Genomic DNA, 23,287 nt, shown 5'->3' with positions numbered 1-23,287 from the left:
CGGCCTACTCCTCGACGATGTGGACGGCGGCCTCCTCGGCGGCCGCCGCACCGCCGTCGATGCCCACGTCCTCGGCGATCTCCTCCTTGACGGCGTCGGGGTGGGCGCCCTCGTCGGGGGCGACGAGACGGCCCGCGCGCCGGCCGCCGGCCTCGGGGTCGACCGGCTCGCCCTCGCCGCCGGGCAGGTCGCCGACGCCGTCCCCGGCCGGCGCGGACACGTCCGGAACCTCCTGGGCGAGGCGCTGGTCGAGGCTCTCACCGTCGTGCTGCTCGGCCGCGGTGGTGCCGTACTTGGTGACGCCGAGCGGCTTCTCCGGCGGGGAGTAGCCCTCGTCCAGGACGTCGTCGTAGGTGCGTTCGTCGACGGCGTCCTGAAGGTCGAGCGGAGCCCCGTCCTCCTGCTCCTCGGCGGATCCGGTGGGCTGGTAGACGTCGTCGCCCATCGCTTCGGACTCCGTGCCCATGGGGTGCCTCCTCGTTGGCCGGCCTGTTGTTCTCCCCGTCCGCGTTTCCCGTGCGGCCCGCTCCAATCGCGTCGCATGCGCGACACATGCCACCTGCACGGCCGGCCGCGAAGATTACCCATCCGTCAATCTTGAAACCTCAATAGTTGGGGCTATAGTCACTCGCACACTCGGTGTAACCGTCCGCCGACGCAGTGCTCGAACAGTGTCCTTGCGCGCCCCTCTCCGCCGACGTTCCCGAGGCCGTCCCTCTCGCGCGCGGCGGCCCTCCATGCAGCTCCACGTCCCCCCTCACCGCCCACTTCACCGCCGGACCCTTCCCCCTCCGGCGTGCACGACGAAAGCAGCGCCAACCATGAGCAACAGCACCGGAAGAGGGCTTCAGGCGAATGTGCTGAGCACCTTCGACACGGTGGTGATGGCGGTCGCGGGCAGTGCCCCCGCCTATTCCATCGCCGCCACCACGGCGGTCCTGGCGGGCGCCGTGGGCCTGGCCGGCCCGGCGGCCCTGCTGTACTGCGCGATACCCATGCTGGGCATCGCGCTGGCGTTCAGCCGACTCAGCCGGATCGACGTCAACGCGGGCGCCAGTTACTCCTGGGTGGGGCGCACGCTCCACCCCTTCCTCGGCTTCCTCAGCGGCTGGGCGCTGGTGATCTCGGCGACCATCTTCATGGTGGCGGGGTCGCTGCCGGCCGGGTCGATGACGCTCGCCCTGTTCGACGAGGACCTCGCCGCGAACACCGCGTTGTCGACCGTGGTCGGGGCCGCCTGGTTCCTGGTGATGCTGGCGGTGGTGCTGGGCGGGGCCCGGCTCACCGTCCGCGCACAGCTGATCATGTCGGGGGTCGAGCTGGCGATCCTGGCGCTGTTCGCGCTGCTCTGCGTGTTCCACACGGACAACTCCCTGCCGTTCGACTGGTCCTGGTTCGGCTTCGGCCACTTCGACGGCGTCTCGGGCTTCGCCGCGGGCGCGTTGGTCGCCGCGTTCTACTACTGGGGCTGGGACGTCACCAGCAACCTCAGCGAGGAGACCCGCAACAGCCGCCGCACGACCGGTCTGGCGGGACTGATCGGCGTGGGCGTCGTCTTCCTCCTCTTCGAGGTCTTCACCGTCGCGGTGAACGTCGTCCTCAGCTCGCAGCAGATCGACGACAACGGCGCGAACGTACTGGCCGCGCTGGGGGAAGAGGTCTGGCCGGGCTGGGGCGGCAAACTGCTGATCGTGGCCGTGATGCTGTCCACGGTCGCCACGTTGGAGACGACCCTGATCCAGGTGACGCGCTCGCTGTTCGCGATGGGCCGCGACCGTACGATGCCGTCCGCGCTGGGCCGCGTGCACCGCACCTGGAACACGCCCTGGGTGGCGATCGTGGTGGTGGGCGGGGTGGCGCTGGTGCTGTTCGTCGCCTCCAACGCGCTGGGCTCGGTGGGCGACATCCTCGCCGACGCGATCTCGGCGATCGGCCTGCAGATCGCCGTCTACTACGGCCTCGCGGGTCTGGCGGCCGTCGTCGCGTACCGCAGGACCCTGCTGAGGTCGCCGTCGGACTTCCTCCTCGGCGGACTGTGGCCGTTGTTCGGTTCCGCGTTCATGTTCTGGGTGTTCGCGGAGTCGCTCGGCGAACTGGCGCCCACCGCGATCGCCATCGGCATCGGCGGGCTCGCCGTGGGGCTGGTGCCCATGCTCTGGTACTGGCGGCAGGGCAGTGAGTACTACCGGCCCGCCCGGCTGGACGCCGCACGGACCGTCGAGGCCGGCTACGTGCCCGACGGGCGGCCCGACGGGCGACCGGTCGTCCATGAGGGCCTCTCCACCGACTTCTGAGAAGGAACGTGATGGCGCGGGACCGCTTCGCTCCCGATTTCGACCCCGACTGCGGGGATGCCCCCCTTTCCTCCGTCAAGCACGACATCGTCATCGGCCGCTGGCAGGGTCTGCGGGAGCTGCTGCGGTCGACCGGGCCCGACTGGCTCGCCCGCGGCCACCGGATGCGGATGCTGGCGCAGGCCTGCGCGAGCAGTTCCACGGTGGAGACCTGGCTGGCCGCCGAGCCGCACAGCGCCGACGCGCTCGTGCTGCGGGCGGCCACGGAGACGGCCCGGGCGTTCAACCTGGCCATCTCCGCGGGCCGGGGCGCGCCGATCGACCAGACCCGGGTCGACGGCGCGGTCATGGCGTGTCTGGCCGCGACCGAGACCTACCCGGACGACCCGACGCCGTGGACCTCGCTGATCTCGGTCGCCCGCCTCTACCCCGCCGGGGTACGGCGCCAGGAACTGGCACGCTGGTGGGACGAGCTGCACCGGCGCGACCCCTACAGCATGGAGGGTCACCTCCAGGTCCTGCACTACTACTCCGCCCGCTGGCACGGCTCGCACGGGCTGATGTACGACTTCGCCCGGGACGCGGCGGGGGTGGCTCCGCCGGGCTGCCCGCTGCCGGTGCTGGTGCAGTACGCGCGCGTGGAGGAGTTCCGCCACGCCGTCGACACCGCGCACGGGCGTGCCACCTCGGTGGCCCTCGCCCAGCACTGGAACAACGACGGCGCGGTCAGCGACGTCCGCCGCACCTGGGACCGCTGGTTCGCCGGCCGCCAGGAGGGCGCCGTCGCCCCGGGTGAGCTGCGCGACGTCAACCACCTGGCCCACGCGGCGTGCGCGGCGCGGGTCGCCGACGTGGCGGCCCCGCTCCTGGCCCGTCTCGGGCGGCGGGCGACGCGCATGCCGTGGTCCTGCACGGGCGACCCCGTCCAGCAGATCGTGAAATACCGCAGGGACCACGGAGCGCGCGACTGAGGGCGGTGCGGGGTCAGCGGAAATTGGGGCCCCGGTGCGTCGGCTGGCGGGGCGCCGGACGTGCCGGGAGCGGCGGCGCCGGGCGCACGACGGGGCCGTCCCCGTTGACGTGCACGGGCTCCCCGTGGTGGCGGATCGTCAGCGGCTCCCCGGACAGCAGGGTGTACGCGGTCTTCTCCGGGCCGATCTCCACCCGCAGGCAGCGGCCGCGCACCTGCACGCTGAAGGCGAGGCGGCTGAACCGCTCCGGCAGCCGGGGGGCGAACCGCAGGGTGTCCGCGTCCCTGCGCAGTCCCCCGAACCCGGCGACCAGGGCCGTCCAGGTGCCGGCCAGCGACGCGATGTGCAGTCCGTCCCGGGTGTTGTGCTCGAGGTCGGCCAGGTCCATCAGCGCGGCCTCGGCCGTGTACTCGTAGGCCAGCCGCAGATGTCCGGCCCGGGCGGCGATGACCGCCTGGCAGCAGGCGGACAGCGAGGAGTCGCGGACGGTCAGCGGCTCGTAGTACGCGAAGTTGCGGGCGAGCTGCTCGTCGTCGAAGTGACGGTCGCAGGTGTACATCGCCAGGACCAGGTCGGCCTGTTTGACCACCTGCTTGCGGTAGAGGTCGAAGTAGGGGAAGTGCAGGAGCAGGGGGTACTGGTCGGGGCGGGTGCCGTCGAAGTCCCAGTGCTGGTAGCGGGTGAAGCCGGCGTGCTGTTCGTGGACGCCGAGATCGTGGTTGTAGGGGACGAACATCGCCTCGGCGGCGTCCCGCCAGGCCGCGCTCTCCTCGTCGTCGACGCCCAGCCGGGCGGCCTGCTGCGGATGGCGTTCGGCGGCGTCGGCGGCGGCGAGGAGGTTCGCCCTGGCCATGAGGTTGGTGTACACGTTGTCGTCGGCGACCGCGCTGTACTCGTCGGGGCCGGTGACCCCGTCGATGTGGAAGTGGCCGTGCGCGTCGTGGTGGCCGAGCGCACGCCACAGCCGGGCCGTCTCGGTCAGCAGCTCGACGCCCGTGGTCCGTTCGAAGTCGTGGTCTCCCGTGGCCTCCACGTACCGCACCACGGCGTCGGCGATGTCGGCGTTGACGTGGAAGGCCGCCGTCCCGGCCGGCCAGTAGGCCGAGCCCTCGGACCCCTCGATGGTCCGCCAGGGGAAGGCGGCGCCGCGCAGCCCGAGCTGGGCCGCGCGCTCCCGGGCCGCGGGGAGGGTGTTCTGCCGCCAGCGCAGGGCCTCGGCGACCGCCACGGGCGCGGTGTAGGTGAGCAGGGGCAGCACGAACGTCTCGGTGTCCCAGAAGGCGTGACCGTCGTAGCCGGAGCCGGTCAGCCCCTTGGCCGGGATGGCGCGCTGCTCGGCGCGGGCGCCGGCCTGCAGCACATGGAAGAGGGCGAAGCGGACGGCCTGCTGGATCTCCTCGTCGCCGTCCACCTCGACGTCGGCGCGGGTCCAGAAGTCGTCCAGGTAGGCGCGCTGTTCGTCGAGGAGGCCCTCCCAGCCGCTGTGCCCGGCGGCGGCGAGGGCGGCCTCCACCTGATCGCTCATCGCGGGCCGGGAGCGGACGCCGGACCAGCCGTGGGCGACGAGCTTCTCCACCCGCAGCCGCTGGCCGGGCTCGAGCACGGAGGTGACGGTGAGCCGGGCCACGTCGACGTTGCTCTCGCTGCTGAGGGTGGTCCGCTCGGGGCCGCTCACCTCGTGGTCGGCGGCCACGGCGACGCGCAGCCCGCTGCGTTTCGTGCGGTGGACGAGCCGCAGCCGGCGGTCCACCGCGACGTCCTCCTCGGGTTCCAGCGGCGACTTCAGGGCGCGGGCCGCCCGCGGGTCTCCGTCGGGGTCGGGCAGGCTCTCGTTGGCGACCAGCTCGGACTGGATCACCACCCGGGAGCGGCTGCCGACGGCCTCCACCTCGTAGGCGACGGCGGCGACGGCCCGCTGGGCGAGCGACACCAGCCGGGTCGAGCGCACCCGGACCGTGGAGCCGGCCGGCGAGGTCCATTCGCAGGTGCGCTCCAGCACGCCGCGCCGCAGGTCGAGCACCCGCTCGTGCGCGACGAGCCGGCCGTAGCGCAGGTCGAAGGGCTCGTCGTCGACCAGCAGCCGCAGGATCTTGCCGTTGGTGACGTTGATGACCGTCTGTCCGGACTCGGGGTAGCCGTAGCCCGCCTCGGCGTAGGGCAGGGGGTGCAGCTCGTGCACGCCGTTGAGGTAGGCGCCGGGCAGGCCGTGCGGCTCGCCCTCGTCGAGGTTGCCGCGCCAGCCGACGTGCCCGTTGGAGAGCGCGAACACGGACTCGCTCTGAGCCAGGACGTCCAGGTTGAGCTGCGTCTCCCGCACGCACCACGGCTCGACGGTGTAGGACCGGTCGGTGATCACGCGTCCCCTCCCTGCCCGATGAGGTCGTCCAGATCCTTGACGACGACGTCGGCGCCGTGCGCGTACAGCGCTTCCGTCTGTCCGACCCGGTCAACGCCGACGACGTGCCCGAAGTTCCCGGCGCGGCCCGCGTCCATGCCGGCCAGCGCGTCCTCGAAGACGGCCGCGCGGGCGGGTTCGACGCCCAGGTCGCGGGCGGCTGCCAGGAACGTGTCGGGGCGCGGCTTGCCGGGCAGGCCCCGCTCGGCCGCCACGACGCCGTCGACACGGACGTCGAAGAGATGCTCGGCGTGGATGGAGCGCAGCACGTCGCGGGTGTTGGCGCTGGAGGAGACGATCGCCGTGCGCAGACCTCGCGCGCGTGCCGCCTCGACGTAGCGCAGGGTGCCGTCGTACGGCTCGACGCCGTCGGTGCGGATCCGCTCGAGGAGCAGCTCGTTCTTGCGGTTGCCGAGCCCGTGGACGGTCTGCGCGTCGGGCGGGTCGGCAGGGTCGCCCTCGGGCAGTTCGATGCCCCGGGAGGCGAGGAAGGTGCGGACGCCGTCGGCGCGGGGCCGGCCGTCGACGTACTCGTCGTAGTCGTCGGCGGAGTCGAACGGACGGTAGTCCGCGCCCTCGCGCGCGTGCAGGAACGCGTCGAAGGTCTCCTTCCAGGCGGCCGCGTGCACCACCGCGGTCCGGGTGACGACCCCGTCGAGGTCGAAGAGGCAGGCCTGGATGTCGTCGGGAAGACCGAGCGTCGTCGTCATACAAGCCCGGTTCCCCCACAACGCCTCTCCCAACGGTGTGGCGCGCACCACACGGACTTCCGTGACCGCCGCCCGGCCGCCGCCTCGGCCGACCCGCGGTCGTGCCCCCGGTCGTGCGTCCGTCGTGGGCCTTCGTCGGTCAGTCGTGGGGGAAGGAGTGGTGCTCGTGTGCGATCAGCCATCGGCCGCGCTCCTTGCGCAGTCCGAACGTGAGCCGCAGCCGCAGGCCGGGGCAGTCCGCGAGCTCCTCGGGCGTGCCGCAGCGCAGCAGGGCGTGGGCGTAGGCGACGTCCTGACCGGCGGTGACGTCGAGGGTGTCGATGTCGAAGCGGGCGCCCTGGGCCTGCCAGACGAAGAACGGCGGCCAGGCGGCCCGGTAGGCGGCGAGGCCCCGGATCCCCTCGTGGGGCGCCGGCACGTCGTACATCACCAGGTCCTCCGCGTGGTGGTCGACGACCGTGTCGAGGTCGCCGCGGTGGACGGCGTCGGCCCAGCGGGTGATCAGGGTGCGGATCTGCGTCTCGTCGTCGGACACGGGCGTCCTCCTCTCCTTGCGGGTCTCCTTCCAGGAGACTGCGACACTCTGCTGTGTGCTCACTTTCGACGATCTGGTCCTGCGGGCCCGTTCCCTCGCCGGGGACGGCGGCCGGCGCACCCTGCTCGGCATCGCCGGCAGCCCCGGCGCGGGCAAGACCACCCTCGCCGAGCGCCTGGTGCGGGAGCTGAACGGCGCCGGGGAACCGTGGGCCGCGCAGGTCCCGATGGACGGCTTCCACCTCGCCGACGTCGAGCTGGACCGGCTCGGCCGACGGGACCGCAAGGGCGCGCCGGACACCTTCGACGCGGCCGGGTACGCGGCCCTGCTGCACCGGCTGCGGGAGGAGACGGACGGTGGGGACGTCGTGTACGCGCCGGGCTTCGAGCGGGTGCTGGAGCAGCCGCTCGCGGGGGCCGTGCCCGTCCCGCCCGAGGTGCGGCTGGTCGTCACCGAGGGGAACTACCTGCTCCTCGGCACGGGGGCGTGGGCACGGGTGAGGGCCGCGCTGGACGAGGTGTGGTTCTGCGAGACGGACGAGGACGAGCGCGTCCGCCGGCTGGTCGCCCGGCACGAGGAGTTCGGCAAGGGGCACGAGGCGGCGGTGGCCTGGGTGCACGGGAGCGACCGGCGCAACGCCGAGCTGGTCGCGGCGACGCGGGACCGGGCCGACCTGGTGGTGCGGGCAGGGGGCCCGGATGGGGCTTGACCTCACCGTGCTGGCGCTCGACTGGGGTCGTTGGGAGCGGACGTCGGCGGCCGTGCGGCAGGAGCTGCTCCACGAGGCGGCGTGCCCCGACGACCTGGACCCGGACGAGGCGCCCGAGGTCGGCTGGGTCTTTCCCGCCTCGCCGAAGGTGCCCTGGTGCGGCCGTTACGCGTTCCGCAGCACCACCGGGTCCTACGCACCGCACTTCTGGGCGGGCGAGGGCTGGGACACCGCCCGGGGGTTCGCCGACCCCGCGCTGCGGGACGCCCTGGACGGCTTCCTCCTCCCCCTGGTCCGGGACGAGGACGACCTGCCGGGGGCCGGCCTCCTTCCCTCGGACCGCGCTCCGTGGGGCATGCGCCTGCTCCTCGTCGGCCCGCCCGCCCGGGTGACCGGGCTCGCCGCTCACTGGGCCCGTGCGCAGCCCCTGCTGGAGGGACTGCGCACCCAGTACGACCGGCACGCGGCACGCCCCGGCGGGTCGATCGCGGACTTCGACGCGTTCACGGTCCTGGTGCGCGAGTGGGCGGTGGTGGTCGACGAGGTGGCGCGGCGCGGCTGGGGACTGCTCGGGCTGCCTGTCTGAGGACCGGTCTCGGTCGCCCGCCGCGCGCGGCGTGGGCGTCGGCCCGCCGGGGGGCCGACGGGCGCCGTCCGGTCCGCGGACGAGCGGCGAAGGCGGTCCGTCACACGGCCGGTGCAGACCGTCACACGGGCCGGTGCGGACCGTCACACGGCCGATGCGGACCTGACGGCGCGCAGCGCGACGGTCAGCGTGTGCGGGCCGAGTCCACCGAGGTAGACGCGGTTCCCCGTCGTCGCGTCGGTGCCGCCCACCACGGTGTGGTCCTGGCCGGGGTCGTACCGCAGCACGTCGCTGCGGTCCGGCCCGGCGAGCGGTTCGCCCGCCTCGACGTCGGCCACGACCCGGATCTCGTCGTCACCGACCCGATAGGTCATCGGCCCGGTCGTCAGGCACCGGCGTCCGTCGCCGACCGGTTCGCCGCCCTGCGTCGTGCCGCCCGGCCGGAAGGTCAGTTCGAGCGCCCAGGGCACGCGCGGCCCGCTGATGTCGATCCGCAGGTCGGCGCCGTCGTCCCGCAGGTCCACCTCGATCCGGGTCGTGTGCGACACCTCGTCCCGGGGCCGGTCCGAGAAGGCCATGGCGGCCGAGAAGCGGCCCTCGTCCGCCATCCGGTAGGAGCCGTCGTCCCGCAGTCGGTCCTTCGCGAGCGGCTGGTAGTAGGCGGCCGTGAGGGTTTCGGTGAGGAGGTAGCGGTTGTCGGCGAGCCGTTGCGTGTCGGCGGCGCGGAACGGGCCCAGGTCGAAGAACCCCCGCGAGAGACGGACCGCGTCGAGGACGGCGTCGCCGGCGAACATGCGCAGGAAGGTGGGATTGCAGGCGAGGCCGGAGCGGATGCGCCGGTGCTCCGGCACGTCGGAGCCTCCGTACACCACGGTGTGCGCGGTGGCCGAGGCACGTGTGGCGAGGCGCGCGGTGGTGACGTACCGGTCGCGGGGCAGTGTCTCCGGGGCCGGAGCGGGCAGTGCGCGGCACAGGTCCGGGGTGAGGAGGGTCTCCGCGAGCAGGTCGGGGTCGTCGATGCCGCCGGCGGCCGCCAGCCGCGCCGCCCGGGCGAAGTCGCCCCGGCCGGTGCGGACCGCGAGCAGCCGGTAGTGCGGCAGGTAGGGGGCCAGCGGGAACGGGTGGTGCTGGTCCTGCCGTCGCGAGTGGACGGTCTCCACCGTGCCGTCGGGCCTGATGAGGTCCAGGGTGGCGGTGAGATTGCGTTCGACGGCGTCCAGCAGGTCGGCCCGGCCGAGGACGCCGGCCAGCAGCAGCAGCGAGGGGTTGGAGACATGGGCCGCGTAGTTGGCGCTGCGTTCCGAGTAATGGCCCTCCGCGTCGATGTCGACGCCCTCGGCGAGCCACTCCTCGACGCGGTCGAGCAGCCGGCTGTCGGGGAACGACCGGTGCAGCCGGGCCAGGGCCGCGGACAGCTCCCAGCGGTGGTTCGGGGTGTGCACCCCGCCGGTCAGGAGACTGCCGGAGGCGGCGTCGGCGATCTCCGCGAGCACGGCGGTGACCTCGTCCAGTTCGGGCCCCGCGCCGGCGGCGAGGACGTGCGCGTCGCACACGTCGTTGACGGTGAAGGCGGAGTCCGGCGGTGACTGCACGTTGTCGCCGCCGGCGAAGAGGCCGGTTGACGTCTGCGCGGTCCGCAGGGCGCGCAGCTGGGTCGTCGCGGCGGCGACGGCGCGGCTGCTGCCGTGCAGTGCCGAGTCGGGCGAGCGGTACGCCGCGACCAGGGTCTTCACCCGGCGTGCCAGAGCGCGGTGGGGCACCCCGACGGGTTCCTCGGCGGGGCCGGCCGCCAGCGGGGCGGCCGGCCGGTCGGCGGCGCGGGCCGCCGCGCGGACGAACTCGTGGTCGAGCTGGGTGGGCACGGTCAGTCCTTCAGTCCGGCGTTGATGTCGGCGCCCATGACGTAGCGCTGGAAGACGAGGAAGACGAGGATCAGGGGGATCATGGAGATGACCGAGGCGCCGAGCAGTACCGACCAGTTGATGTTCTGCGCGCCGACGATGCTCTGGATGCCGATCTGCACGGTGAACTTGTTCGGGTCGTTGAGCATCAGCAGCGGCCAGATGTAGTCGTTCCACCGCCACTGGAAGGACAGGATGGCGAGGGTCAGCATGATGGGCCGGGAGATCGGCACCATGATCCGCAGGAAGATCGACAGCTCGCGCGCGCCGTCGATGCGTGCGGCTTCCACCAGTTCGTCGGGAACCGTCAGGAAGAACTGACGGAACATGAAGCATCCGGTCGCGGTGAGCACGGCCGGGAGGATGATGCCGGCGAAGGAGTTGTAGAGGCCGAGGTTGCGCACCACCAGGAACTCCGGGGCGAGCATGACCTCGCCCGGCAGCATCGTGGTGGCCAGGATGCAGAGGAAGAACGCCTTGAGCCATCGGTTGTCGTACTTGGCCAGCGCGTACCCGGTGCAGCAGCTGACGCCCACCGTGAGGATCGTCGTGATCACGCACACGATGGCGGTGTTGATGAAGTACTGGGAGAAGTTGGCGCTCTCCCACGCCGCCTTGAAGCCCGACAGGGTGGGGTCGTGCGGAACCAGCGTCAGCGGATAGGAGAACAGGTCGCTGGCCGGCTTGAAGGAGCTGAGGACGAACCACAGCACCGGCAGCCCGTACAGGCACGCCAGGATCCACAGCAGTGTCGTCGCGGACACCGCCTGCCGGATGCCGCCGCTGCCCGTGCCGCGGGACCGCTTCTTGGAGACGGTCCGTCCGGAACCGGCGTCGACCGGGCGTGGGATGTCTGTGGTTGTCATCGGTTCTCCACCCGCCGGTTGACGATCAGCTGGACGATCGCGACGGCCATCAGGATGAGCATGAGCACGAACGACGCGGCGCTCGCGTAGCCGATCTGGCCCCGTTTGAAGCCGGTCTCGTAGATGTACTGGACGAGGAGGTTGTTCGAGGTGCCGGGGCCGCCGTTGTTGAGGGCGACGAACACCGGGTACTCCTTCATCGCGTTGATCGTGTTGAGCAGGATGACGATGAACGAGGTGGGCGCGATACTCGGCAGCGTGATGCTGATGAACTGGCGCCACGGGCCGGCGCCGTCGAGCGCGGCCGCCTCGTAGTACGACACCGGCACGTTCTTGATCGCCGCGATGAACAGCAGCATCGAGAAGCCCGTCCAGGCCCAGGACGCCGCCATCACCACCACGATCAACGACAGGTCCGCGTTGGACTGCCACGGGACGGCGCTGCCGCCGAGCTTCTCGATGACGTAGTTGACCAGTCCGAAGTTCTCGCCGAACAGCCACCGCCACAGGACGCCCACGACGATGGGCGACAGCAGCCACGGGATGAAGAAGATGACGCGGGCCACCGACGCGCCCTTGGCGTTCTTGTTCACCACGAGGTTGGCGGCGAGCAGCGAGAGCGCGAAGTTCAGCGGGACGAAGAGCACCGCGTACAGCAGCGTCCGGGTCAGCGCGTCGTAGAAGGTGGAGTCCCCGAACAGGTTGTGGTAGTTGTCCAGCCCCACGAACTGGAACGCGCCCACGCCCGTGTAGTTCGTGAAGGAGTAGACGAGCCCGATCACCGCCGGCCAGACGAAGAACAGCGAGAAGAGCACCACATTGGCCGCGATGAGGACGAGCGGCGCGAGGACGTAGGTGCTGCGTCTCCTGGGCGGGCTCACGGACACGTCCGAGGCGCGTTTTGTCATCTTCCTGACTCCGTGCTGGTGAGTGGGATTGCCGTGGGCTCACGCCGTGAGCCCGGCGTCACGGGTGCGTGCAGGGCCGGGCGGCGGGGTGGGGACGCCGCCGCCCGGCCCTGTGGCCTACGATCCGCCGCCGACCTGCTGGTTGTAGCCGGCCACGATGTTCTCCAGGGCCTTGTCGGCCGACTGCTGACCGTTGATGGCCTTGCCGAGCTCGGTCTTGGTCGGGTCCTCGGTGAGGCTCTTGCCCTTCAGCACCCAGTTCGTCTGCGCGCCGTTGAAGTAGCCGGAGATCGGCGCGTAGAGCGGGATCTCCTCGTTGTACAGCTTGAACGCCGCCTGCGCCGCCTCGGAGGTGAAGGGGTACTTCGGGTTCAGACCGCTCTCGACCGGCAGGAATCCGGACGCCTCGCACAGCGTGCGGTAGTGGTCCGGCTCGTACAGCCAGGACATGAACTTCGTCGCGGCGGTGGCCGCGGCGCCGTTGTTGTTGAAGCCGACCATCAGGCCGCCGCTGTTGACGTCACTGGCCTGCACCGGCTGGGCGGGGGTCGGGACGCTCGCCCACTCGAACTTCTTGATGCTCTCCGCGAAGGAGGCGACCTGCCACACGCCGGACCAGTAGGCGACCACGTCACCGCTCTGGAACATCGCCGACGGGTCGGCGCCGCTGGTCCACACCGACTTCGGCATGGTCTTGTCGTCGTTCCAGCCGACGAAGGTGTTCACGGCCTTCTTGGTCGCCTCGTCCGCCGAGAACTTGCCGGAGTCGTCGGCGTGGACGTACTTGCCGCCCATCTCGTACACCATGGCGCGCAGCCGGGACGGCGACTGGTCGAAGGTCAGGGAGTACTTGGCCTTGGTCTTCTCGCGGACCGTGTTCGCCGCCTTGATGAAGTCGGTCCACGTCCAGGTCTTCTGGGGCGAGGTCGGGAAGGCGACGCCGGCCTGCTCGAAGAGCGACTTGTTGATGTACATGCCGGACGCGGTGACGTCCGAAGGGATGGCCAGGACCTTCCCCGACGAGTCCTTGGCGACGAAGTTGGCGTTGATCTTGTTGGTCTTGTTGTTGGCGATGGAGCCGAGGTCGATCAGCTTGCCCGACCAGATCGGGTCCAGCGACGGGACGGCCGCCACATCGGGCAGGGAGTTCGCCTGCGCGGCGTTCTTCAGCTTCGTCGTGTAGCCGTCGTAGGGGATGTTGACGAGCTTGACGTCGACATCGGCTTCCTTCTTGTACTGCGCCACCAGCTTCTTCCAGCCCGCGTCCTGCCCCGGAACCGTGGAGATCCAGAACGTCAGGGACTTGGAGTTCCCGCCCGAGCCGCCGTCCGACCCGCAGGCGGAGAGCAACAGGGCACCTGCCGAGGCCACGGCAGCGAGGGGAACCAGGCGGCGTATGCCGCCGAGGCCGAGTCGGCGGGAGCGCCGCACACCCACACTGGTCATCTTCGATCCCATTTCGTCGTAGGGGACGGAGCACGGCGCCGAACGAGGCGGCACGGGTGCAGTTTGCAGGAGGTTTCGCTTTCCGGGGGCACGGCCTCGCCCGGCCGCGTCGCCTACACGGGTGGGGTCCCCGGCCATGAGGGCCGTCGTCGCACAAGCACGCCCTCGTGCGGCTGCCGTACGTCGAGTACGGCCGGGACGCTCACCCCAAGCCGGCGTCCCGACCGACTTAGAAAGCGCTTGTCCGGACATTGGCAGACCGAGTCGCGGGCCGTCAATCCTTGGCCCGCGCCACATCGGTCACGGTTTGGACTCCCCGGGCGACCGCGAGCCGTGCGGCGCCCGCGACCGTGCCGGAATCGCCGACCGTGCTGCTGACCACCTCCGTGGGCCAGCTCAGCCGCGCCAGCTCGGCCCGCACACCGGGCAGGAGCTGCGGATCAGCACCGGTGCTGCCGCCGAGCACGATCAGTCCGGGGTCCAGTACGGCGGTCACCGCGGCGGCCAGCCGGCCCACGTCCGCGGCGTGCCGGCCGACGATCGCGCCCGCCGTGGCCGTGCCCGCCCCGGCGAGGGCGAACAGCCGCTCGGTGGTGCGCGGGCAGGGACCGTCCGCGGCCTCCCAGGCCTCCCTGGCCCGGCGCAGCAGGGAGCGGGCGCCGATGTACTCCTCCAGTGCCTCCCGGCGCGGCTCACGGCCGTCGTCCCAGGGATAGGGCAGCCGGGCGAGCTCTCCGGCGGCCCCGTTCGAGCCGCGCAGCACCTGTCCCCCGACCACGATGCCGAGACCGATGCCCACGCCGATGCGCAGATAGCCGAAGGTGTGCCGGCCCCGGGCGGCTCCCTCGTGCAGTTCCGCGAGCGCCGCGCAGTTGACGTTGTTCTCCAGCTGCACGGGAACGCCCGGCGGAAGGGCGACCGCCACGGAGTCGAAGACGGGGCCGGCCTTGGCGGTCGCGGGGCGCATGCCGCTGCCCAGCCGGTCCCGTGCGGCCACGTCGCCGACGGCGACCACGATGGAGCGCAGCGGCACACCGCCGGGCAGTGCGTCGAGCGCCTCACGGACGGCGTCGGCGGCGTCCTTGCGGGAGGCGGTGGCCTCGGCGAGCAGGGCGCCGTCCAGGGCGCAGCCTCTGACCCGGGTGACGGCCGGGCCGAGATCGACGGCCAGCACCGCGCCCGCGGCCGGGCCGAGGCAGTAGACGGCGGCGGAGCGGCCGGTGCCGCTGGAGGCGGTCCCGGAGTGTGCGGCGAGACGCGCGGCCTCGAGCTCCGCCACGGCGGAGGACACGGTCGGCTTGGACAGTCCCGCCAGGCTCGCGAGCTGCGGCCGGGTCGCGCTGCCCGCCTGGGCCAGCACGGCGAACACGGCGCTGGCGCTCTCGGTCAGGCGGGGGGCTTCCACCACGTCGAGTTCCACAGTTTCCCCCACACGGGTACAGGGCCGCGCGCGCCGGACGAGATCGTCCCGGCGGGCTGCGGCGATGGGATGCACCGACGTCGCGCGTTCCCGCCCCCCGCGGGCCTTCCGGGCCGCGCGGTGGTCGAGTGCGCGATACCTCTTGACGCACTGTACTTCGTTAGTTAACTTCCTAACGAACTTCACGGTACTCGCCTGCCGTGCTTCGCCAGAGGCCCGTCCCGGGGCTTCCCTAGCTCCTCCATGCCTGTTCCCTCGGTCACGGTTCGCCCGCCGTCGCAGCCCGTCAAGCGCATCGACGAAAGAGGATCCGTGCAGGACTCTCCCCCTTCGAGCCCCCTCGTGGTCGGCGTCGACGTGGGCGGCACCAAGACGCATCTGCGCGCGCTCGCGGGCGACCACGTCGTGGTCGACCATGTGCGCGCCAGCAGCGGCTGGCGGCCCCACGACCCGGTCGCCGCCGCGCGCTGGCTGGCCGTCCTCCTCCGCGAGGCACTGCCGGCGGACGCACGTCCCGCTGCGCTCGCCCTGGGGGCGCACGCCTGCGAGACCCCTCTCCAGTGCGCACGGATCCGTGTCGCGCTCCAGGAACTTCTCGGCGCGCCCGCGCAGGTCGTGGGCGACGCCGAGTTGCTCGTTCCGGCCGCCGGTCTGGACAAGGGCGTCGGCCTCGTGGCCGGCACCGGATCGGTCGCGGTGGGACGGCTGCCCGACGGCGCCCCGGTCCAGGTGGGCGGCTGGGGCGCGGTCCTCGGCGACGAGGGCGGCGCCGCCGGACTCGTCCGGGAGGCCGCCCGGGCCGTGTGGGCCGCACACGACCGGGGCGAGGCCCCCGACGCCCTCGCACGCGGCCTGATCTCCTCCTTCGGCGTGCCGGAGGTCCCGGCGCTCGGCGCCGCGCTGGAGAGCGCGTCCGACGTCTCCGCGGAGTGGGGGCGGCACGCTCCCGTCGTCTTCGCGGCCGCCGCCGACGGCTCCGCCCTCGCCCGGTCCGTGATCGCCCGCGCCGGCGAGGACCTCGCGACCCTCGTGGCCCGTCTGGCGGCGCGCGGGGTCGTGGTCGACGACGTCGTCGTGGCGGGCGGCACGGTGCTCGGGCAGCCCGCGCTCTACGAGGCGTTCGCCGCCGCACTCGGCGCCGCCGTGCCGGGAGCGCGGCCGCAGCCGCTCACCGTGCCGCCGGTACAGGGCGCGGTGGCACTGGCGCGCTCACTGCTGTGAGCCGCCGCCGGCACGTTCACCCACAGGACACGCACCGGTCGCCGGGCCCACGCGAAAGCGACACGACCCGGCCGTAGATCTTCGCTCAGACGCGTCACCGGCTCACGGGTCGTCGCAAACACCCACGGACCGCCGTCGCGCACCCCCTCGCTCCGGCCCCTCGGCCGAGGCCACTCCAGGAAGGCACATCCATGCCGTCACCCGCCGGGCTCAGCTCTCCCTCGGCCGTGAACAGAAGGCGTTTCCTCAAGTTCTCCGTGGGCGGGTCGGCGGCCCTGGTGGCCGCCCCGACGCTGGCCTCCTGGCTGGTCGCCGCGGACGCCAAGGCCGCAACCGCTCCGCTCCCGTTCGCCGACGACTACAAGACGAACGTCATAGCGAACCTCACGCCCGAGACCAACGCGGTGGTCCGCGCCCTCGGCGGCTTCGCCCGTGTGTGGAAGACCGGCTCGGCATGGAACACGGGCACGCCCCTGCGGCCCGACGTCCTGCGCGCCAACATGCGCTACTGCATCGCGCTCACCCGCAACCGCACGGAGGCCCAGGGCAGAGAGGCCTTCCTCTACGACCGTCAGCACCAGAGCTACTCGACGATCGCGGGCCTCGGACCGCTGGCGGACCTGTACAAGGCGGGCGCCAAGGCCGTCACGTCGATCACTCGCGCGCCGGACGGCATACCGCCCGCCAAGATCGACGACGCGGTGCCGGCCGACGCGCCCGCCGGCTCCGCCCTCGGCGCCGGTTCGCACGACTCCGACCTCGGCCTGGTCGCCACGCTCGTCGACACGGTGCGCGGCAACTACGCCTCGGGCAACCCGAGCAAGTACGCGTACCAGTACCCGCGGCCGTGGCGCATGAACGAGAACAGCGAGGTCGTCGACACCGGGAAGACCGACGCGCTCGGCTTCCCCGTCTACGACTCCGAGGTGGTCGTCGTGCCGCAGCTGCTGCGCCAGCGCAGCACTTCGCCGACGGACGACGGCGGATTCCCGAGCGGCCACACCAATGCATTCCACCTGGCGTCGCTGGCGTACGCGTACGCCGTCCCCGAGCGTTTCCAGGAGCTGGTGACGCGCGCCCTGCAGCTGAGCCACACCAGGATCATGTCCGGCATGCACTCCACCGTCGACGTCATCGGCGGCCGCATCATGGCCACGGCGCTCGCCGCCGCCACCCTCGCCGACCCGGCCAACGCCGAGCTGAAGGCGGCCGCCCGCGCCCAGGCCCTGGCCTACTTCACCGGGAAGACCGGCACGACCCCCGACACCCTGTTCGCGTACGCGCACTCCGACTCCTCCGACGAGTACGCCGACCGCGAGGCCAACGCGCGCGCCGTCGAGCCCCGGCTGACCTACGTCCTCACCAGGGAGGGCCGCAAGGAGCCCCTGACGGTGCCCAAGGGCGCGGAGGTGCTGCTGGAGACCCGGCAGCCGTACCTGACCGCGGCTCAGCGCCGGGAGGTGCTGCGCACGACCGCGCTGCCCTCCGGGTACGTGCTGCTGGACGGCTTCGAGCAGTGGGGCCGACTCAACCTGTTCGCGGCCGCGGACGGTTACGGCGCCTTCGACTGCGACGTCACGGTCACCATGGACGCCGCGAAGCACGGCTTCCAGGCGGCCGACGCCTGGCGCAACGACATCACGGGCGAAGGCGGTCTGACCAAGCGCGGTTCCGGCACGCTCACACTGACCGGGCACAACCGTTACCACGGCGGCACCGTCGTCGAGGCGGGCGTGCTCGTGGCCGGGCACGCCAACGCCCTCGGCCAGGGCGACGTGCGGCTGACCGGCGGCACGCTGCGCGCGGACGAGCCGGTGCGGGTGCGCGGTGCGTGGGCCCAGGGGGCCGGCGCGGTGCTCGACCTGACGCTGCGCGGGCACCACGGTCCGGCGCTGACGGTGTCCGGGCGGGTTCGGCTCGACCGGGGCTCGGTGCTGTCGCTGCGTCTCGACGCCGACCGGCCGCCGGCCGCGGGGACGACCGTGCCGGTGATCGCGGCGTCGGCGCTGCGCGGCCAGTTCGACCGCATCCTGCTGCCGGGCTGCGGTCACCTGCGGGCCGTGCCCGTGTACACGGCGCACGGCCTGTCGGTACGCCTGCTGAAGCGGTGACGCCCGTGGGGGCGGGAGACGACCCCGGGCAGGCACACGCCCCCGCCGGGTCCACTCCCGCCCCCACCCGGCAGGCGTCGCCCCGGGCCCGCCGGTGTCGCCCTGGGGGCCGGCATCGCCCCAGGACCTGCGTCGTCCTGGGGTCAGTGTCGCCCTGGGGCCGGCATCGCCCCCGGGGCCGGATCACCGTCGAGGCCGGATCACCGTCGAGGCCGGATTCATCTTCGGGGCCGTGTCACCTCCGGGGCCGGAGTCACCTCCGAGGCCGGAGTCACCTCCGGGGCCGTGTCACCTCCGAGGCCGGAGTCACCTCCGGGGCCGTGTCACCTCCGAGGCCGGAGTCACCTCCGGGGCCGTGTCACCTCCGGGGCCGGAGTCACCTCCGGGGCCGTGTCACCTCCGGGGCCGGAGTCACCTTCGGGGCCGGTAGCGGGGCACCCGCACTGCGGGGCGGGCCGGCGATGTCACCGGTCCCGGGCGGCCCGTGACCGCGTCCGGCCTCGGGCGGCCCGTCACGCCGTCCGGACCCCGGTCCTGACGTACCGGCGGTAATCCGCGATCACCGGGGGTGCGGGAGGGGTGCCGGCCCGCCCTCCGCTCACCTTTGCCCGCCGGATCCCTGAGCTATGTTGAGCTTCGTGGAAGACAAGGGAGGCGCACCGGCGCCATCGCCTCAGCAGGCACGCGCACAGGCATCCGCGATCACCTCGGGCAGGACCGGACCGGAGACGGAGGTGTCCCCGACCTCCCGACTGCGGGCGCTCTTCGACGGGCCCCAACTCTCCCCGGGGCAACGGCGTATCGCCCAGTATCTGATCGAGCACATCACCGAGGCGGCGTTCCTGTCGATCACCGACCTCGCGGACCGGGTCGGCGTCAGTCAGCCCTCGGTGACCCGGTTCGCCGCGGCGGTGGGCTTCAGCGGGTATCCCGCGCTGCGGGAGAAGCTCCAGTCGATCGCGCTCGGCGCGCTGGCCGGCGGCCCTGCGGCGGAGGTGAACCGCAGCAACGAACTGCAGGCGGCGGTCGACGCGGAGATCGAGAACCTGGAGAACCTGCGGCGCGACTTCGCCGACCCCGACCATGTCATCGACGTCGGCCGCAAGCTCTCCCAGTCGACGCCGCTGACCGTCCTCGGGCTGCGCATCTCCGCCTCGCTGGCCGAGTACTTCGCCTACGCCGCCCGCCGCGTCCACCCGGACGTGCGGCTGGTGACCCGGGGCGGCAGCGTCGCCTACGACGCGCTGCTGCAGTCCCGGGAGGCGGGCGGGACCTGGGTGCTGGCGTTCTCGATGCCCCGGCACGCGCAGGAGACCCTGACCGCCGTGCGGGTCGCCCGCAGCGCCGGCCTCAAGGTCGCGCTGATCACCGACCTCGCACTGGGGCCGGTGGCCGACGAGGCCGACGCCGCCTTCGCCACCGGCACCGGCTCCCGCCTGGTCTTCGACTCCTACGCCGCCCCGGGCGTGATGGCCGCGGCGCTGCTCCAGGCCATGACCGACGCCGGCCCCGAGCGCACCCAGGCGCGGCTCGAGGAATACGAGCAGATCGCCGAGCAGCACCAGTTCTTCCTCCGGGAATGACCGTTTTACCCAGGACCACCCCCTCCCCCATAAAGGACCAATGGGACCCGTACGGGCATTTCACGCATGAATGTTTTCATACGTCTTGCAAACCCGTCGGCATATATAAATACTGCTCACGGCCGCACCGCCCGCGAAGGGCTCCTGTACGGGCACCTGAAGACCGCCGTCCCCTACCCGCGTCGGCGTTCGGGGTGCTCGGGGCATCGCTTGCGCGAGCGCCCCAGGCGGCCCCGGTCATCCCCTGGACCGGGGCCGCCCCGAACCGTCGGACCACCGTCACGACGCCACATACCGGAAGCGATGATCATGACTCTGACGACGACGCGCATCAGCTCGGACTGGCCGTGCCAGGTCAAGACGCCCGGCAGCTACGACTGGGAGCGCTCGGCCGCCAAGTGGCTGCGTGAGCTGGTGCCCGCGCGCTACGCGAGCTACCCCGCCCTGCTGCGTCACCCGGTGCTGCTCGCCCGCCACGCGCAGATCCAGGTCCAGAACGAGGTCCGGGTCGCCCGCACCGCTCTGCAGACCGCCCGCGCCGACCTCCCCCGGCTCGGACTGGCCGAGTCCGTCATCGAGCACACCATCAAGATGTACGCCGCCGAGGTCATGCAGCTCCAGCACATCGCCCGCAGCGTCCGAGCCGTCTCCCAGGCCCTGACGGAGCACAACGCCGGGCGTTGACCGGGCCGTCGCGGACCGATGTCCGCGCAGGCCATCGCGCCTGGCAGGAGGGTTGCCGCAAGACCTCGATCCGAGCCGCGCCCATGTGCCATGCTCGAGGCGTGACGAGCGAACCCGCCCTGCCCGCGGAGTCCGGCGGCGTCCCCGACATGGCCGCGCTGACCCGCGTCGTGGCCCGCCAGCGCGCCGAGATGGACCGGCTGCAGGACCTCGCGGCGACCGCGGCCGTGCTGGAGCGCGCCAAGGGCGCGCTGATGGCACAGCGCGGCTGCACCCCCGACGCCGCCCAGGACGAACTGCACCGGCGGGCGCAGACCGCGCGGCGGACGCTGCTGGAGGAGTGCTGGATCACCCTCGGCTCCCTCGCCGCACCGCAGCGCACCGAGCCCGCGGCCCCCTCCGCCGACGCCCCGGAGCCGCAGAGCACGCCGCAGTCGGCCGCCGGCGAGATCGACGCCGCGGCTCTCGGCCGGCTCAGCCGGGGCCTCGTCCGGGTCGGCGGGCCGCAGGATCTCGCCCGCCGGCTGCTCGACCACCTCGCGCCGGACGTGGGCGCCGACGCCGTCATGATCTATGCACGGCTGCCCGGGGGCGGGCTCGACCTCGTGGGGCACGCCGGGATCGACAAGACGCTGGCCGACCAGTGGGGACGGGTTCCTCCGGTGAGCGGCATCGCCGCACGCGTCGCCCTCGAGTCCGGCCGGCCGTGCTGGCTGGAGGACGTCGACAAGGACGCCCAGCGCTATCTGCTGATCGGCGACCCCGCGCGCCGCTGGCCGACCCGGGCCTGGCTGCCGGTGGTCACCGGGGCGTCGACCGACGTCGCGCTGGGCATCCTGCGCCGCCGTGAGGGTCCCTTCACCCCGCGCGTGCGGGAACATCTGCTGGCCGTCGCCCAGCTCTGCGCGGGCCCGCTGCGCACCGTGGACGCCCGCAGGCCCACCGCCGTCGGGGCCGCCGCGGACGCCATGGAGACGATGTTCGACCGGCTGCCGGTCTCCGCGGTGCTCCTCTCCCCCTTGCGTTCCGCGTCGGGGCACGTCGAGGACTTCCGCATCGACGCCGCCACCCGGATGACCTCCGACGCCCGGGGTCGCAGCGGGCCCGAGCTGGTCGGACTGCGCTTCCTGGAGTGCTGGCCGGAGATGGCCGGCGAACCGATGTGGCAGGGCTGCCTCCGGACGCTCGCGGGCGACGAGCCGTTCGAGGGCGAGCCGTTCGCCCTGCAGCAGACGACCGCCGGGTTCAGCGAGCTGTCCACCTACTCGGCGAGGGCCGCACGGCTGGGCGACGGACTGGTCGTCAGCTGGGTCCGCCACGACCCCTCCGACCGGCAGGAGCAGCGGCTGGCGGACGTGCAGCGGCTGGGCAACCTCGGCTGGGTCACCTGGAACCTGGTGACGGGCGAGGGGAACTGGTCCGCCCAGGTCTTCGCCATCCTCGAACGCGACCCCGCCCGGGGCGCCGTCCCCCTCGCGGGTCTGCCGCGGCTCGCCCTGCCCGAGGACGTGCCGGTGCTGGCCCGCTCCGTCGGGGAGCTCGTGCGCCACGGGCAGCCGTGCGACGTGCCGTTCCGGTTCGTCACCCGGGACGGCGTCCGCCATCTGCGGGTGGTCGCGGAGGCCGTGCCCGACGCGGCGGGCACGCCCGTCGAGGTGCACGGCTTCGTGCAGGACCTCACCGCGCAGCGCAACGCCGAACTCGCCCTCGTCGCCAGCGAGCGGGCGATGCTCACCCAGCACGGCGTGCTGCAGGCCGAACGCACGGCCGCCGCGCGTCTGCAGGAGGCCCTGCTCCCCCTGCCGAAACAGCCCGTCCGGCTGGCCGGGCTGCGGGTGGACATCGCGTACCTGCCGGCGCAGTCGGATCTCAGCGTCGGCGGCGACTGGTTCAGCGCCATCGAACTGCCCGACGGGGACGCGCTGTTCGTGGTGGGCGACGTGGCGGGGCACGGCCTGGGCGCCGTCGCCGCGATGGCGCTGCTGCGGTTCACCGCCAAAGGCATGATCATCACGGGGTCGTCGCTGACCGGGGCGCTCAGCCGGCTCAACGCGCTGCTGCTGCACTCCCGCGATCCGCACGGCTCGGCGACCATGATGCTGGCCCGCTACAACCCCAGCGAGCACCGGCTCGTCTGGGCGCAGGCCGGCCACCCCCCACCGCTGCTGCTGCGCGCCGGCGAGGCCCGCTACCTCGAACGCCCCTACGGGATGCTCCTCGGCGCGACGGAAGCGCCCCGCTACGAGGAGACGGAGGTCCTCCTCGAGCCCGGCGACCGGCTGCTGCTGTACACCGACGGTCTGGTCGAACGGCCCGCGGAGAGCATCGACCAGGGGCTGGGACGGCTCGCCCGGGCCGCCGCCCGCCGTGGCCCGGCCGGCCCGGCGCCGCTGGAACAGCTGCTCGGCGCGGTGCTGGAGCCCGACGGCCGCGACGACGTGTGCGTGCTCGACATCCGGCTGCCGCAGGACGGCGAGGGGTAGGACCGGCCGGTTCCCGCCCCGCCCGGCGTGCACCCTGCCGTCGCCCGTTCACCCGCCGGCGGCCGACGCGGTCCGGGACTCCAGATCGCGCCGGGTGTCGTCGCCGTACACGCCGGTCTCGTCGCCGCGGATTCCGTACCAGAGCTGGAAGCGGGCCACGGCCTCGGTGAGCACACTGCCGTAACGGCCGTCGGTGGGACCGCCGTCGTAGACGTTCGGGATCCTGCGCAGACGCTGCTGGAGCTCGGTCACACCGGGGCCGCTGTCCCCCTCCCGCAGGGTGCCCGCGCCGTCGGGATCGGCGGGCGCGCTCGCGGCGGCCGTCGCCGTGGCGGCGGGCGCGGGCGGTTGCGCCCCCGCGGCGGCTCCACCGTCGCGGCCGGGCAGCAGCAGCGCGCAGGCGAAGCCGACGAGCGCGGCCGCGAGCACGGCGACGGCGGCGACCGCGACGCGGGGCGGGCCGT

19 protein-coding genes are annotated in these 23,287 nt (G+C 72.8%); 9 read left to right on the top strand and 10 right to left on the bottom strand.

From position 1 onward, the window contains the following. Positions 1–4 precede the first annotated feature (4 nt). A complete protein-coding gene (locus ACN6LD_RS30835) occupies positions 5–466 on the bottom strand; it encodes a DUF5709 domain-containing protein (protein ID WP_319192367.1) in 462 nt (153 codons plus the stop codon). A 355-nt stretch (positions 467–821) separates the two neighbouring features. Here ACN6LD_RS30835 and ACN6LD_RS30830 point away from each other — a divergent pair, with 355 nt between their 5' ends. Together ACN6LD_RS30830 and ACN6LD_RS30825 are read left to right on the top strand one after the other, a co-directional pair. Further along, positions 822–2,294, top strand: coding sequence for an APC family permease (locus ACN6LD_RS30830; RefSeq protein ID WP_319192365.1), 1,473 nt, complete (start codon positions 822–824; stop codon positions 2,292–2,294). An 11-nt stretch (positions 2,295–2,305) separates the two neighbouring features. Beyond that, positions 2,306–3,265 (top strand): hypothetical protein, encoded by a 960-nt coding sequence (locus ACN6LD_RS30825; protein WP_445044910.1) that lies wholly within the window; start codon positions 2,306–2,308, stop codon positions 3,263–3,265. Between the two features lie 13 nt (positions 3,266–3,278). On the opposite strand, the gene ACN6LD_RS30820 is transcribed toward ACN6LD_RS30825, so the two are convergent. The 3 genes from ACN6LD_RS30820 to ACN6LD_RS30810 all read right to left on the bottom strand — a co-directional run bounded on the left by ACN6LD_RS30820 (position 3,279) and on the right by ACN6LD_RS30810 (position 6,905). Next, a complete protein-coding gene (locus ACN6LD_RS30820) occupies positions 3,279–5,621 on the bottom strand; it encodes a glycoside hydrolase family 65 protein (protein ID WP_445044909.1) in 2,343 nt (780 codons plus the stop codon). After that, a complete protein-coding gene (locus tag ACN6LD_RS30815; RefSeq protein WP_319192359.1) occupies positions 5,618–6,370 on the bottom strand; it encodes an HAD family hydrolase in 753 nt (250 codons plus the stop codon). Before ACN6LD_RS30815 ends, ACN6LD_RS30820 begins: the two co-directional genes overlap by 4 nt. A gap of 139 nt (positions 6,371–6,509) precedes the next feature. Further along, complete coding sequence (locus ACN6LD_RS30810; RefSeq protein WP_319192358.1) at positions 6,510–6,905, bottom strand: nuclear transport factor 2 family protein; 396 nt, start codon at positions 6,903–6,905, stop codon at positions 6,510–6,512. Positions 6,906–6,960: 55 nt separating this feature from the next. Here ACN6LD_RS30810 and ACN6LD_RS30805 point away from each other — a divergent pair, with 55 nt between their 5' ends. Together ACN6LD_RS30805 and ACN6LD_RS30800 are read left to right on the top strand one after the other, a co-directional pair. Further along, a complete protein-coding gene (locus ACN6LD_RS30805; RefSeq protein WP_319192356.1) occupies positions 6,961–7,614 on the top strand; it encodes a nucleoside/nucleotide kinase family protein in 654 nt (217 codons plus the stop codon). Next, a complete protein-coding gene (locus ACN6LD_RS30800) occupies positions 7,604–8,200 on the top strand; it encodes a hypothetical protein (protein ID WP_445044908.1) in 597 nt (198 codons plus the stop codon). Before ACN6LD_RS30805 ends, ACN6LD_RS30800 begins: the two co-directional genes overlap by 11 nt. 143 nt (positions 8,201–8,343) lie before the next feature. Here ACN6LD_RS30800 and ACN6LD_RS30795 read toward each other — a convergent pair whose 3' ends face one another. The 5 genes from ACN6LD_RS30795 to ACN6LD_RS30775 form a co-directional block, all read right to left on the bottom strand. After that, positions 8,344–10,062, bottom strand: coding sequence for a hypothetical protein (locus ACN6LD_RS30795; RefSeq protein ID WP_445044907.1), 1,719 nt, complete (start codon positions 10,060–10,062; stop codon positions 8,344–8,346). Positions 10,063–10,064: 2 nt separating this feature from the next. Continuing rightward, positions 10,065–10,967, bottom strand: coding sequence for a carbohydrate ABC transporter permease (locus tag ACN6LD_RS30790; RefSeq protein ID WP_319192349.1), 903 nt, complete (start codon positions 10,965–10,967; stop codon positions 10,065–10,067). After that, a complete protein-coding gene (locus tag ACN6LD_RS30785; RefSeq protein ID WP_319192347.1) occupies positions 10,964–11,875 on the bottom strand; it encodes a carbohydrate ABC transporter permease in 912 nt (303 codons plus the stop codon). Before ACN6LD_RS30785 ends, ACN6LD_RS30790 begins: the two co-directional genes overlap by 4 nt. 117 nt (positions 11,876–11,992) lie before the next feature. Continuing rightward, positions 11,993–13,321, bottom strand: a complete 1,329-nt coding sequence (locus tag ACN6LD_RS30780; RefSeq protein WP_319192346.1) for an extracellular solute-binding protein — start codon at positions 13,319–13,321, stop codon at positions 11,993–11,995. A gap of 274 nt (positions 13,322–13,595) precedes the next feature. Then, on the bottom strand, positions 13,596–14,729 hold the full coding sequence (locus ACN6LD_RS30775; protein ID WP_415924908.1) for an ROK family protein: 1,134 nt from the start codon (positions 14,727–14,729) through the stop codon (positions 13,596–13,598). A gap of 324 nt (positions 14,730–15,053) precedes the next feature. Between ACN6LD_RS30775 and ACN6LD_RS30770 the strand changes: the two genes are divergently transcribed. From ACN6LD_RS30770 to ACN6LD_RS30750, 5 genes are all read left to right on the top strand, one after another. Continuing rightward, positions 15,054–15,962, top strand: coding sequence for an N-acetylglucosamine kinase (locus ACN6LD_RS30770; protein ID WP_319192344.1), 909 nt, complete (start codon positions 15,054–15,056; stop codon positions 15,960–15,962). A 191-nt stretch (positions 15,963–16,153) separates the two neighbouring features. After that, on the top strand, positions 16,154–18,073 hold the full coding sequence (locus ACN6LD_RS30765; RefSeq protein ID WP_445044906.1) for a phosphatase PAP2 family protein: 1,920 nt from the start codon (positions 16,154–16,156) through the stop codon (positions 18,071–18,073). 638 nt (positions 18,074–18,711) lie between these two features. Continuing rightward, positions 18,712–19,656 carry a MurR/RpiR family transcriptional regulator gene (locus tag ACN6LD_RS30760; protein WP_319197450.1) on the top strand — a complete coding sequence of 315 codons (945 nt, stop codon included), beginning with the start codon at positions 18,712–18,714 and terminating at the stop codon, positions 19,654–19,656. 303 nt (positions 19,657–19,959) lie between these two features. After that, positions 19,960–20,340 carry a hypothetical protein gene (locus tag ACN6LD_RS30755; protein WP_319197448.1) on the top strand — a complete coding sequence of 127 codons (381 nt, stop codon included), beginning with the start codon at positions 19,960–19,962 and terminating at the stop codon, positions 20,338–20,340. Between the two features lie 149 nt (positions 20,341–20,489). Further along, positions 20,490–22,823, top strand: a complete 2,334-nt coding sequence (locus ACN6LD_RS30750; RefSeq protein WP_319197451.1) for a SpoIIE family protein phosphatase — start codon at positions 20,490–20,492, stop codon at positions 22,821–22,823. 48 nt (positions 22,824–22,871) lie between these two features. Here ACN6LD_RS30750 and ACN6LD_RS30745 read toward each other — a convergent pair. Next, the coding region (locus tag ACN6LD_RS30745) for a peptidoglycan-binding domain-containing protein (RefSeq protein ID WP_445044905.1) at positions 22,872–23,287 on the bottom strand (416 nt) is incomplete at its 5' end.

The organism is Streptomyces sp. SAS_272, assembly GCF_052543235.1.
This window is presented reverse-complemented; position numbering and strand designations above follow the sequence as displayed.

Bases quoted from the DNA above. Each gene is read 5' to 3' on its own strand.
- ACN6LD_RS30835 (WP_319192367.1), bottom strand. From the start codon at position 466: ATGGGCACGGAGTCCGAAGCGATGGGCGACGACGTCTACCAGCCCACC.
- ACN6LD_RS30830 (WP_319192365.1), top strand. From the start codon at position 822: ATGAGCAACAGCACCGGAAGAGGGCTTCAGGCGAATGTGCTGAGCACC.
- ACN6LD_RS30825 (WP_445044910.1), top strand. From the start codon at position 2,306: ATGGCGCGGGACCGCTTCGCTCCCGATTTCGACCCCGACTGCGGGGAT.
- ACN6LD_RS30815 (WP_319192359.1), bottom strand. From the start codon at position 6,370: ATGACGACGACGCTCGGTCTTCCCGACGACATCCAGGCCTGCCTCTTC.
- ACN6LD_RS30800 (WP_445044908.1), top strand. From the start codon at position 7,604: ATGGGGCTTGACCTCACCGTGCTGGCGCTCGACTGGGGTCGTTGGGAG.
- ACN6LD_RS30790 (WP_319192349.1), bottom strand. From the start codon at position 10,967: ATGACAACCACAGACATCCCACGCCCGGTCGACGCCGGTTCCGGACGG.
- ACN6LD_RS30785 (WP_319192347.1), bottom strand. From the start codon at position 11,875: ATGACAAAACGCGCCTCGGACGTGTCCGTGAGCCCGCCCAGGAGACGC.
- ACN6LD_RS30780 (WP_319192346.1), bottom strand. From the start codon at position 13,321: ATGACCAGTGTGGGTGTGCGGCGCTCCCGCCGACTCGGCCTCGGCGGC.
- ACN6LD_RS30765 (WP_445044906.1), top strand. From the start codon at position 16,154: ATGCCGTCACCCGCCGGGCTCAGCTCTCCCTCGGCCGTGAACAGAAGG.
- ACN6LD_RS30755 (WP_319197448.1), top strand. From the start codon at position 19,960: ATGATCATGACTCTGACGACGACGCGCATCAGCTCGGACTGGCCGTGC.
- ACN6LD_RS30750 (WP_319197451.1), top strand. From the start codon at position 20,490: ATGGCCGCGCTGACCCGCGTCGTGGCCCGCCAGCGCGCCGAGATGGAC.